The 12,117-nt window shown below is 57.4% G+C and carries 9 protein-coding genes; 6 read left to right on the plus strand and 3 right to left on the minus strand.

What is annotated here, in order from left to right:
- Positions 1–362: 362 nt before the first annotated feature.
- The 5 genes from IEW18_RS12010 to IEW18_RS12030 all read left to right on the plus strand — a co-directional run bounded on the left by IEW18_RS12010 (position 363) and on the right by IEW18_RS12030 (position 5,726).
- Complete coding sequence (locus IEW18_RS12010) at positions 363–2,414, plus strand: BatA domain-containing protein (protein WP_188558104.1); 2,052 nt, start codon at positions 363–365, stop codon at positions 2,412–2,414.
- Positions 2,415–2,460: 46 nt separating this feature from the next.
- Positions 2,461–2,985 (plus strand): DUF4199 domain-containing protein, encoded by a 525-nt coding sequence (locus tag IEW18_RS12015; protein ID WP_188558105.1) that lies wholly within the window; start codon positions 2,461–2,463, stop codon positions 2,983–2,985.
- A 39-nt stretch (positions 2,986–3,024) separates the two neighbouring features.
- Positions 3,025–3,561, plus strand: a complete 537-nt coding sequence (locus IEW18_RS12020; RefSeq protein WP_188558106.1) for a DUF4199 domain-containing protein — start codon at positions 3,025–3,027, stop codon at positions 3,559–3,561.
- Entirely contained in the window at positions 3,554–4,540 is a 987-nt protein-coding gene (locus IEW18_RS12025; protein WP_188558107.1) for a glycosyltransferase family 2 protein, read from the plus strand. Before IEW18_RS12020 ends, IEW18_RS12025 begins: the two co-directional genes overlap by 8 nt.
- A 61-nt stretch (positions 4,541–4,601) precedes the next feature.
- Positions 4,602–5,726: a glycosyltransferase gene (locus IEW18_RS12030; protein ID WP_188558108.1), complete on the plus strand. Its 1,125-nt coding sequence runs from the start codon at positions 4,602–4,604 to the stop codon at positions 5,724–5,726.
- A gap of 28 nt (positions 5,727–5,754) precedes the next feature.
- Here IEW18_RS12030 and IEW18_RS12035 read toward each other — a convergent pair whose 3' ends face one another.
- Entirely contained in the window at positions 5,755–6,855 is a 1,101-nt protein-coding gene (locus tag IEW18_RS12035) for a glycosyltransferase family 9 protein (RefSeq protein WP_188558109.1), read from the minus strand.
- A gap of 518 nt (positions 6,856–7,373) precedes the next feature.
- Entirely contained in the window at positions 7,374–8,738 is a 1,365-nt protein-coding gene (gene purB / locus IEW18_RS12040) for an adenylosuccinate lyase (RefSeq protein WP_188558110.1), read from the minus strand.
- 165 nt (positions 8,739–8,903) lie between these two features.
- Between purB and IEW18_RS12045 the strand changes: the two genes are divergently transcribed.
- Positions 8,904–11,063: a biosynthetic peptidoglycan transglycosylase gene (locus IEW18_RS12045; protein ID WP_188558111.1), complete on the plus strand. Its 2,160-nt coding sequence runs from the start codon at positions 8,904–8,906 to the stop codon at positions 11,061–11,063.
- 84 nt (positions 11,064–11,147) lie between these two features.
- Here IEW18_RS12045 and IEW18_RS12050 read toward each other — a convergent pair whose 3' ends face one another.
- Positions 11,148–12,092 carry a TerC family protein gene (locus tag IEW18_RS12050; RefSeq protein ID WP_188558112.1) on the minus strand — a complete coding sequence of 315 codons (945 nt, stop codon included), beginning with the start codon at positions 12,090–12,092 and terminating at the stop codon, positions 11,148–11,150.
- Positions 12,093–12,117: the final 25 nt, after the last annotated feature.

Here is a 12,117-nt window from a genome sequence, read left to right on the forward strand (position 1 = left end):
CAACCTTATCACATCCTGCTGCCCCCCGCGACCTTGTGCTGCGGGGGGCAGTTGTGTTGTAAGCCCCCCGGCCTGCCCTGCCCCCGCTCCGCCTTCCCCGGGCTCTGGCTGCCGCCGTCGGCTTGCCGGCCACCACGCTGGCCGCCACCCCAAGGGCGAGGAGAGGGGAAACAGAACCATCCCTTGGGTTTTGCCTTTTAGCTACTGTATATCAAGCAGCCATAAATTATTTAATGGTTTAGCTCGAAGCTAAGTAAGTGTTTACTGTTTAAGTTAAGTGCTCCTACATAGTTAATAGAAACGGTAGATGCATCAATAGGAAGATCTTTTGTGTGTATCTTCATGGGTTCACATCTTCTTACATGGCCTTTACCTACCCGTGGTTTTTAATTGGATTGTTGGCTGTTGCTATTCCAATTGCTATTCACTTGTTTGAATTGAGGCGCCCCCATAGGCTACTTTTTTCCAACGTAGAATTCATTCGTGAGGTGAAGCTCGTCACAGCTCGCCAAAGAAGGTTAAAGCACTTAGCAGTACTACTGGCGCGTATAGGACTAATAACCTTCTTGGTTCTGTTATTCGCTCAACCCTTTATTCCTGCTCCTGTAAAATCAGACGCGGCTACCGGGACGGTGGGGGTAGTATTGGACAACTCGCCTAGTATGCGTCGCCTAGGGCGTGACGAGCAGACGGTGCTGGAGCATGCAATTCAGGAGGCAGCTACGTTGCCTTTGGCGTTCCCGTCTACGGCGCGCTACTCATTGCTTCCCGGTGGAAAAACCGCTTTAGGATCTGCAGAGTACCAGGCCGCAGTTGAACAAGTGCAAGTGACGGGGCAAGCTCCTGATCTGGGTCAGTGGCTGGTGCAAAGTCAGCAGCAACAAGCAACTGGTCCTTTATTTGTCTTTTCCGACTTTCAGAAAAAAAGCTTCTCTACCCGATCTATTCGGGAGCTTGACACTACCCGGCAGACGTTTCTGGTGCCGTTTGCTGCGCAGGATGCCGCTAATGCCTTTGTGGATAGCGTATGGCTGGATGATGCTTTCGTTCGTCACGAAGTTGACCTACGGCTGCATATTCGCTTGCGAAATGGAGGAGAGCAGCCGGCTACTAATTGTCAGGTTAAACTGTTCGTTGGTCGTCAGCAAGCTGCGGTGCTGCAGGTTAGCGTGCCAGCGCATCAGGCTGTAACCAGTCAGGTTCGGGTACGGCTAACGAATGCTGTAGCGCAAGAGTGTCGGGTCGAAATAGAGGATTTTCCGGTTGATTTCGACAACACGTACTATTTCACGCTGCAACCGGCTACCCAAATTGCCATTGTGGAACTGGCTGGTGAGCAACAGTTAGCGCGGCTTTACGCTAACGAACCTCTCTTTTCCTACCGCTACGCTGGAACGCAGACGTCAGATTATCAGAGCCTGCTAAATGCGAATCTGCTGGTGCTGCGAGAGGCGCCTGTTGTTTCGGCGGGGCTACGCGAGAACTTGCGGCGGGCTGTTCAACAAGGAGCAAGCTTGGTTATTGTGCCGTCAGCTGTTGGTAGCAGTCAGGAATCATATAATCGGTTGTTTCGGGAACTAGGTGTTGGCTCTGTGCAGTGGCAGCCTCAGGCAGGTAGCGGACCAGTATTGCAGGAAGTGGCAATGCCCAGTGCGCAAAATCCGTTTTTTCGGGATGTCTTTACGAACGCTAACCAACGAGCTGGCATGCCTAAAGCGGCCCCCACGCTACGTTGGGCCCGTTCCGGTACCGATGTGTTACGGATGCGGGACGGCGAAGCGTATTTGGCAGGTTTTCCGAATGGAAAAGGAATGGTGTATGTATTTGCAGCGCCATTAAACGCATCGTATTCAGACTTTGCTCAGCACCCGCTGTTTGTGCCGGTGATGTACCGGCTGGCCATGCAAAGCTATCAGCAGGAGCAGCAGCCTGCCTACCGGCTCAATCAGCAGACGATAACGCTACGCTTACCAAAGCAAGAGCAAACCAGCCTCGCAGATAACGTTGTGTACCGCTTGGTGAAGGATAGTCTCACGTATATCCCCGTTCAGCGCCAGCAGGGAAGCGTACTGCATCTGGATGTGCCGCCCGGATTGCGGGAACCGGGCTTATATGCTCTGCAACGGGCCGGCAAAACAGTTGCCACGCTTGCCTTCAATTTCGACAAGCGTGAATCGGACTTGCGAAGCTATTCTGCCACCGAGCTGCGCCAACTGATAGGGCCGAACCGCCCAAATATTCAGGTATATGAGCCGGGGCAGGGACAAACAGTAGCAGCGCACTACAAAGCCACGCGCGTGGGGGTACCCCTATGGCGCTACTGCTTGTGGGGGGCATTGATCTGCTTGCTGCTGGAAGGTGTACTGCTACGCTGGAGCCGCCGCGCCACGCCGGCCGCCGCGGTAGCCGCCTAGTTTGCCTGTTGGCGTTGTATCTTGCCACTCCCATTATCTCTTGGCATTGGCATCCACTTCTTCCTCCCCGCACCCAGTCCTGCGCACCGCCATGTTGTATGGCCTTCTCACAGGGGCCCTCTGCATTGCTTGGTTTTTGTTCCTGCATCTGACGGGCAACAACGCGTACGGTCCGAAACGGACGCTATCTGACTTTTTCCCACCAGTAGCGGCCATAATTAGCCAGATCCTGCTGCGCCGCTATTACGCTGATGGCCCCGGGCTCGGCAAATCCATTGGGGTGGGCCTGCTCACGACCTTGGTTGGGGCCAGTGTGGCGGCAGTAGGGCTGTATACTTTTTCGCGACTAACCGGACCGGCGCTGATTGAGCAGCACTTGGTGGAGGCGCGCCAGCTACTGACGAATGCTCAGGATTTCTACCTGAAGCAGCCCAACGGACGGCAGCAGTATGAAGCCGCCCTGCGTGACCTGGCGCATACACCGGCGGCTTTTGCCCAAGATGAATTATTCAAGAAAATGATATTCGGGGTGCTGCTTAGCATTCCGGGTGGGGTGTTTTTGCGGAAATAATCTACCTTCCGCCCTCAGAGCAACTAAACCCCTTCTGCTATGGAAAACACTGCTACCCCCACTGCCACCCCAGTTTCGGTTGGCATCCGCTACGGCTTGATCGTTGGCATTGCTGGAGTTATCCTAGACCTCATCTTCAGAATGACAGGTCTTGGCTTCAAGATGCCTATTGTTTCACTGGTCCTCATAGCTGCTCTGTGGATTGTGGGTATGGTGATGGCGCACAAGGAATTTAAGCGGAATAACACCGGCTTCATGACATACAAACAAGGTATCGTCATCGGTCTGATGATTGGCATGCTGTATGGCGTCCTGTCAGGTGTTTTCAACTACGTATATATTAATTTCCTCGATACCAACTATGTGCAGTCCATACGTGACTACACGGAGGAAACGCTTGCCAAGCTTAATTTGCCAGAAGAAGCAATGGAAAAAGGCTTGGCTGACTTCACCCAGGAGAAAATGGGTTCCGCGCTGTCGATCGTCAAAACAATCTTTGGAGGCGTAATAGGCGGTTTGATTTTATCCTTGATTATTTCGGCCTTCACTAAACATTCCCGCCCTGAGTTTGAGTAAGCGTCTTTCGCAGCATTTTCCCGTTGAGCTGTCCATCGTTATTCCCCTGCTCAACGAAGCCGAGTCTTTGCCGGAGCTTACGCGCTGGATTCATCGGGTGCTTACCCAGCACGGGCTTACGTACGAGGTCATTTTGATTGATGATGGCTCGACCGATGCCTCCTGGGAAGTAATTGAGGAGTTGGCGGCCGATGACGTGCATCTGCGCGGTATCCGCTTTAACCGCAACTACGGTAAGTCGGCGGCCCTGAACGTAGGGTTTAAGGAAACCACGGGCCGGGTGGTGTGCACCATGGATGCTGATTTGCAGGACTCACCGGAGGAGTTGCCGGGCCTCTACCGCATGATTACGGAGGAAGGCCTGGACCTAGTAAGCGGCTGGAAAAAGAAGCGCTACGACCCGCTAAGCAAAACCATTCCTACCAAGCTCTTCAACGGCGTGACGCGCTGGATTTCCGGCATTCAGCTTCACGACTTTAACTGCGGACTGAAAGCCTACAACAGCCGCGTGGTGAAAAGCGTGGAAGTGTACGGCGAAATGCACCGCTACATCCCCGTAATTGCCAAGTGGGCCGGCTTCCGCAAAATAGGCGAGAAAGTAGTGCAGCACCAGGAGCGCAAGTACGGCGTCACGAAGTTCGGCTTAGAACGGTTCGTGTACGGCTTCCTGGACTTGATGAGCATCACGTTTGTGAGCCGGTTTCGGCGGCGGCCGATGCACTTTTTCGGCACGTTGGGCTCCTTGTCGTTTTTGGTGGGTATGCTAATTACCCTGTGGCTGGTAGGAGAGAAAGTGTGGCTGGCTCAGCACAACCTGCACGCCCGCGACGTCACGGCCCAGCCCTTGTTTTTCCTGGCCCTGGTCGCCGTTATCATCGGAATACAGCTGTTTCTGGCGGGATTTCTGGCCGAAATGGTCCAGCTCAACGGTGCCCACCGCAACGACTACCTGGTGCGGGAGAAGCTAAACCTGAAGTAACCACCTTTTGTAAAGCCGCCCTGCTGTGCGTAGCGGGGCGGCTTTTTACTAGCTTGTGCTTATGAAAGTCGTCATCATTGGCCCGGCGTATCCGCTCCGGGGTGGACTGGCAACCTACAACGAGCGGCTGGCGCGGGCATTCCAGGAGGCCGGCGACGAGGTACGCATAGTTACCTTCTCGCTCCAGTACCCCGACTTTCTGTTTCCTGGTCAGACCCAGTTCAGCACGGAGGCTGGCCCCAACGACCTGAATATTGAGGTTAGCCTGAACTCTGTAAACCCGCTGAGCTGGTACCAAGTGGGCAACCGGTTGCGGCGGGAGCGGCCGGACCTGGTGATTTTTCGGTTTTGGTTACCCTTTATGGGCCCTGCCCTCGGGACGGTGGCCCGCCTGGTGCGCCGCAACCGCCATACCCGAGTGGTAGCCATCACCGACAACGTAATTCCGCACGAAAAGCGCCCCGGCGACCGGCCGCTCACGCGTTACTTCCTGGCCGCCTGTCAGGGCTTCGTGACCATGAGCCGGGCCGTGCTGGCTGATTTGCGCCGCCTGCACTTCAAGCAGCCCGCCCTGTACCGCCCCCATCCGCTCTACGACAACTTCGGGCCGCTCAAGTCCAAAACGGAAGCTCTGCACGCCCTCGGCCTCGATCCACAGGTAGGATACTTGCTGTTCTTCGGCTTTATTCGGGCCTATAAAGGGCTGGATATTCTCTTGCAGGCCTTTGCCGATGAGCGCCTCGCTAAACTGCCCGTGAAGCTCATCATTGCCGGCGAGTACTACGAGGACGCCGCGCCCTACGAGGAGTTGATTCGGCAACACCAGCTGGAAAGCCGCATTGTGCGAGCTACCGACTTCATCCCCAATGAAAAGGTAGTGGATTACTTCTGCGCCGCCGATATGGTGGTGCAGCCCTACAAAAACGCTACCCAAAGCGGCGTCTCCCAGATTGCCTACCACTTCAGCCGGCCCATGCTGGTAACGGACGTCGGCGGGCTAGCCGAGTTAATTCCGAACGGCGAGGTAGGGTACGTAGTGCCGCCTACCCCCAAAGCCATTGCCGATGCCCTGGTCGATTTCTACGAGCAGGACCGGGAGCAGGAGTTCACAGCGGGCGTATGGGCCAAGAAAAAGGAATTCTCGTGGGAGGTGATGGTAAAAGCTCTAAAGGAAGTAGCGGGGTAGCCGCTTGTCATGCCTTCTCACCAGGCGCTTACACCGCTACGCTGGCTCGCACTGCCGCAAATACCTTTTCCGCCGGCAACTCCTCCATGCAGCTGGTGCCGAGCTTGCAAGAGCCGCGGTAGAAGCAGACGCACTGGCGGTCGGGCTGCACTAGCTGACCCCGGCCGTAGAGGTCGAATTCGTAGGGGTTGAAGATGTTGTTCATCAGGATGGTGGGCTTGCGCAGGGCAATGCTGATGTGCATGGCCATGGTCACCTGCGTTACAATGCCATCCATTTGGTGCATGAGGTTAATGAACTGCGGCAGCGGAAACGTACCTAAGTAGGCAGCGCCGGTAGCCGCCTGCAGGCGGTGGTTGCGCTCCGCCTCGGCCTCGCCGCCCAGCAGCACGGGCGCGTAGCCAGCGGCTTGCAGCTGGCTGATCAGGGCTTCCCATTTCTCATCCGACCACAGGCGGGTTGTCCACCGGTCGCCGCAGCCGGTGTTCAGGCCGATGCGCGGGCGGCCCGTAGGCAGGGTGCTCCAGTTGTAGCCCTTGTCTTGGTGGGTGTCGAAGACGTACTCTTCGCCCCGAAAGTCAAAGCCGCTTAGCTCGAAGATTTCCTGCACGTAGGGCTTCTGATTCTGCAGGCTCAGCTCATCAAAAACGCCGGTCAGGTACTTGTGCTCCGCCAAAGCATTGCCTGGCCAGGCTACCCCGTATTGCGGGTGCAGGGTATAGCCAAACTTTCGCGTGGCCCGGATAGAGTCGTGCAGGGCGCAGGCTTCCTTGTCCTTATCGAGGTTAAACAGCAGGTCGAACTCCCGCTGCTGCAGGTGCAGCACGGCGGGCAACTCCAGCTTTAGGACCTCATCAATTTCGCCCTGGGGGAGAATAGCAGGCGTAAGCGTGAGCCAGGTAATCTTGCTAGTCGGGTACTCCTGCCGCAGCCGCCGTAGCAACGGCGTCGTCCGAATCACGTCGCCGATGGCCCCGAGTTTGATGATGAGGATACGCTGCTCAGTGGGTACGTACACGGGACAGTCAGCACACTGGTAGCCGTGTTCTTTGTTGGGGCGGCAGGGAATATCACCGCGGAAATGGCGGCAGTCGGGATGAACGGGTACGCCGTTGGAAAGCTGGGGCACGATGCGGAGCGGGATATGAGCCGGTAAAAATAGCAGGGCTACCCCAATAAAGCAGATTTACGGCTCGCGCGCGTTGCTAATAGCGGCAGCAGAAGAGTCGATGTTCCTTTGGTAAGTGTCCAGCCTACCTCCAAATCACCATGCCACGCTAGTGCATTTGGCCAGTTCTACTGCTACAGAGTAAGTTAACCTATAAAGCGTAACAGATAAAACAAGGTTCAAGATATTGTTACTAATCGGTAACAATATCTTGAACCTTGTTTTATCTGTTACTAAAACCGGGCAGAACAAGTCTGTTGCCCGGTCTTAGTAACAAGCTAGGCTCTGCTGAGGGCTAAATGAAGCAGGCTTAAGGTAAGTACTATCTCGGGTTCTGACGAAACGGACGGTAAAGAATCGGTAGCAGATGATTGTTAGTCTGAGCGGTAGCAAGGAAGCAGGGTCCATCATCTGGCAACCCCAGATTCATTCATTGCCATTGCACCGAATGACACAGTGAAAGTGCTTGACCGGCGCAGCTATATCCCGACATAGTTAGCGGGGGTAATGGCGCGCAGCTCACCCTTTACTTTGTCACTGACATCAAGCGTATCAATGAAGGCGCTGATGGTATCTTCCGTAATGGCACCGTGGGTGCGGGTCAGGGCTTTGAGGGCGTTGTAGGGGTCGGGGTAATTTTCGCGGCGCAGAATGGTTTGCAGGGCTTCGGCCACTACCGGCCAGTTGGCGTCCAGGTCCCGGCGCAGAGCTTCTTCATCGAGGGCCAGCTTGTTGAGGCCGCGCTGCAAAGCCGTCAGGGCAATGAGGGTGTGGCCCAGTGGAACGCCCAGGTTGCGCAGCACCGTGGAATCGGTTAAGTCGCGCTGCAGGCGGGAAATGGGAAGTTTGGCCGACAAATGCTCCAGCACCGCGTTGGCCAGGCCCAGGTTGCCTTCCGCGTTTTCGAAATCAATGGGGTTCACCTTGTGCGGCATAGCTGAAGAGCCTACCTCTCCCTCCTTAATAGTCTGGCGGAAGTAGCCCAGAGAAATGTACTGCCACACGTCACGGGCCAGATCAATCAGAATGGTATTGAGGCGCTTGAGCGCGTCGCAGAGGGCGGCCAGGTGGTCGTAGTGCTCAATCTGGGTGGTAGGGTAGCTGCGCTTCAACCCCAGCCGGCCTTCCACAAACTGGCGGGCAAAGTTGTGCCAGTTGGTATCGGGGTAGGCCACGTGGTGGGCGTTGAAGTTGCCGGTGGCCCCGCCAAACTTGGCACCGAAGGGCACCTGCCCGAGCAGTTCCACCTGGGCATCGAGGCGGGCCACGAACACCTGTATTTCCTTACCCAAGCGGGTAGGGGAGGCCGGCTGGCCGTGGGTACGGGCCAACATGGGCACGGCGCTCCACTCGGTGGCGCGGGTGGCCAGCTGGTTGCGCACCTTCGCGTAGGCCGGCAACAAAGTGTGAATCAGGGCGTGCTGCAGGCTCAGGGGAATGGCCGTGTTGTTGATGTCCTGCGACGTCAGGCCGAAGTGAATGAACTCCACGTACGGAGCTAGGCCGCGGGCCGTGAACTGGTCGCGCAGGAAGTACTCCACGGCTTTCACGTCGTGGTTCGTAACTTTCTCGTGAGCTTTCACGGCCTGGGCATCCTGATCAGAAAAGCCAGTGTAGATGCTGCGCAGGCCTTCCAGCGTGGCGGTATCAAGGCCCTCCAGCTGCGGCAGCGGTAGCTCGCAGAGGGCAATGAAGTATTCCACTTCCACCAGCACGCGGTAGCGAATCAGGGCCAGCTCCGAAAAATAGGGAGCAAGCAGGGCCACTTGGGGGCGGTAGCGCCCATCAAGCGGCGAAACGGCGGTGAGCGGCGTGAGCAAGGCGTAGTCGACAGTAGCGGACATGCGTAGAAGGAAAAATTGGCCAGGACAAGCCAAAGGTAGGGGAAGCCCCGACGCAAGCCAATCGGGGCGCGGGCCTTTTTCGCTACCTTTGTCGTCCGAGCGGCGGTGGGTTCGGCACGAATCTGGCAGGCCCGGCCGCGACTTCCTTTCTCCCGACCTGTTCGCGTGACTCCAGCTACCAAGAAAAAAATCGGCATTAGCCTCGGCATCCTGGCGGCGCTTTTGCTCCTGGGCCTAAGTATTTTCCTGTTCAAGCGGCAGCAATTGCTGGATTACGCCCTCCAGCAGGTGAAAGCCAAAGTGGAGCGCAAATATCCCGTGGTGCTGACCCTGGGTCCGGCCCGCTTTACCGACCTGAACACGGTGCAGCTCAGCGGTGTGAGCCTGGTGCCCACCGCTACCCCCGACACGCTGCTGCAAGCTAAAACTGTGCGGGCCTCCCTGAGCGTGCGCAGCCTGTTTGCGGGCCGGCCGGTGTTCAGCAACCTCGAAATCGACGATGCCCGCCTTAGCGCCCGGCAAACCCGCACCGGCCAGGATAACTACTCGTTTCTCTATAAAAAGAAGAAAAACCAGCCCGAAGTGCCGCGCGATACGACCAAAGGCACAAACTACGGGCTGCTGGCCAACCAACTGCTGGAGGCCACCTTCGACAACATTCCGGAGGAAGCCGACTTCCGCAATTTCCTGGTTACGTACCGCAGCCCCCGCCACGAGGCAACCCTAACCATGCCGCGCCTGGCCATTGAGGACGGCGACATCACGGGCCAGCTCACGGCCGTCATTGACTCGGTGGAAAACCGGATGGGCGTGCAGGGCCGCATTGATGCCGGCGACTATGAGGTGGACGCGCAGGTGTTTGGCCTGGAGCGCCGGCCCGTGGTGCTGCCTTACGTGCAGAGCCGCTACGGCGCCCGGGTGCAGTTTGATACCGTGCGCGTAAGCCTGAGCGACAAAGACCTGAACGGCGACGATGAACTGACCCTACACGGCACGGCCTCGGCCGCCAACTTCATCGTCAATCACCCCAAGCTTTCCGACAGCGACGTGCGTTTCCCGCGCGGTGGCATTGATTTCGTGATGAAGCTGGGCCAGGCCTCGTTTGCCCTGGAGAAGGGGACCCGGGTGCTGCTCAACCGCATGGAGCTGTTTCCGGAACTAAGTGTGCGCCGCTTGCCGGTGCCCGAACGGGTTATTGGCAAGGACATCAACGGCCTGACCAACCGCAACCAGCTGCTGGCCGGTATCCAGCTGAAGCTGAACGTGGAGTCGGCCGAAACCAAGGCCAACGACTTCTTTGCCTCCCTGCCCGAGGGCGTGTTTGAAACCCTGGAAGGCACCCAGGCCGAGGGTACGCTCAAGTACCGCCTGATGGCCGATCTGGACATGAATAAGCTGGATAGCCTCAAGTTTAATTCGGGGTTGCAGGCCACCAAATTCCGCGTCACGCGCTTCGGCCGCGAAAACCTGAACAAGCTCAACGAGGAGTTCCCGTACACGGCCTATAACGACAAGGGTGATTCCGTGAAAACCTTTACGGTAGGGCCCTCCAACCCGGAGTTCACGCCCTACAACGAGGTGTCGGACTACCTGAAGGCGGCCATTATGACGGCCGAAGATCCGCGTTTCCTTACCCACCGCGGTTTCATGGAAAAGGCCTTTGTCAAGTCGGCCATCCAGAACCTGAAGGAGCGGCGCTTTGCCCGCGGCGGCAGCACCATCTCCATGCAGCTGGTGAAAAACGTGTTTCTGACGCGCAAGAAAACGCTGGTGCGCAAGGCTGAAGAGGCCCTGATTGTCTGGATTATCGAAAATACCCGCCTGGCCTCCAAGGAGCGGATGTTTGAGGTCTACCTCAACATCATTGAGTGGGGCCCGAAGATTTACGGCATTCACGAAGCGGCCGAGTTCTACTTCGATAAGCGGCCCGACAACCTCACGCTCACCGAAAGCCTGTACCTGGCCAGCATCATTCCCAAGCCCAAGTACTACCGCTACTCCTTTAACCAGTACGGGGAATTGCGGGGCTCGGCGCGGTACTTCTACCGCCTGATTGCCGGCCTGATGGCCCGTAAAGGCCTGATTGCCCAGAGCGACTACGAGAACCTGGGCTACGCCATCAACATCAACGGGCCGGCCCGCAAGTTTATCGTGCGCGCTACCCGTGACACGGTGCGCACGGTAGTAGCCGCCGACTCCTCGCAGTACGAACCCCTGAACCTGATTGACCTGCTCGGGGGCAACACTGCCCCGGATGCCGGCGTGAATACCACCCAGGACGCGCCCCCCGCCCAGCAACCCGCTACCCCGCCCACCAAGCTGTAAGCGTACCAGGCTCTGGTAGAAGTGCCGAAGGCCCGCAATTGCTTAGCAGTTGCGGGCCTTCGGCGTGAAAAATACAACTCTGCCTTAGTGCTCCTCCGGGGGAACGGGCGGCTGCTCCTTCTTCGGAAATACTAGGGAAAGGACGATGGAGCCCCCCAGAATCAGCCCGACAACGCCCAGGGAAACGCCCATGGGAATGTGGGCCAGGTCGGCTACCAGCAGCTTGCCCCCGATAAATATCAGGATCAGCGACAGGCCGTAGTGCAGGTAGTGGAAGAGGCGCATCAGGCCTTCTAGCGCGAAGTACAAAGCCCGCAGCCCCAGCAAGGCGAATACGTTGCTGGTATACACAATGAACGTGTCGCGCGAAATGGCCAGGATGGCCGGAATAGAGTCGGCGGCGAAAACCACGTCGGTGGTTTCCACCATCACCAGCACCACCAGCAGGGGCGTGGCAAAGAGCGTCCCGTTCTGGCGCACGAAGAACTTGCCCTCGTGCAGGCGGTTGGTGATGGGCAAGTGCCGACTCAGGAATTTGACGACGGGGTTGTTGTCGGGGTCAATTTCGGGCTCCCCGCCGCTAGTGGCCATCTTAACACCGGTATACACCAGGAAGGCCCCCAGCACATACAGCAGGAAATGAAACTTGGCCAGCAGGGCCGCGCCCGCCAAAATAAAGGCCGCCCGCAGCACCAGGGCCCCGATAATACCCCAGAACAGAATCTTGTGCTGGTACTGCTGCGGAACCTTGAAGTAGGTGAAGATCAGCAGGAAGACAAAGAGGTTGTCGACGCTCAGCGACTTCTCGATAAGGTAGCCGGTGAGGAACTCCAGGGCCGCCGTCTCGCCTTGCCAGCGGTACACCAGGTAGTTAAACCCCAGGGACAGCACAATCCAGAACGCACTCCAGCCCAGGGCCTCGCGCATGCGCACTACGTGGGCCTTGCGGTTGAAGACCAGCAGATCGAGCAGCAACAGGACCAGTACGAAGGCGTTGAAGCCAACCCAGAAGAGCGGGGTGTTTTCCATGGGCGGTAAGATACGGGGCCGCCGC

It is taken from the genome of Hymenobacter glacieicola (assembly GCF_014640315.1).
Classification (GTDB): Bacteria; Bacteroidota; Bacteroidia; order Cytophagales; family Hymenobacteraceae; genus Hymenobacter; species Hymenobacter glacieicola.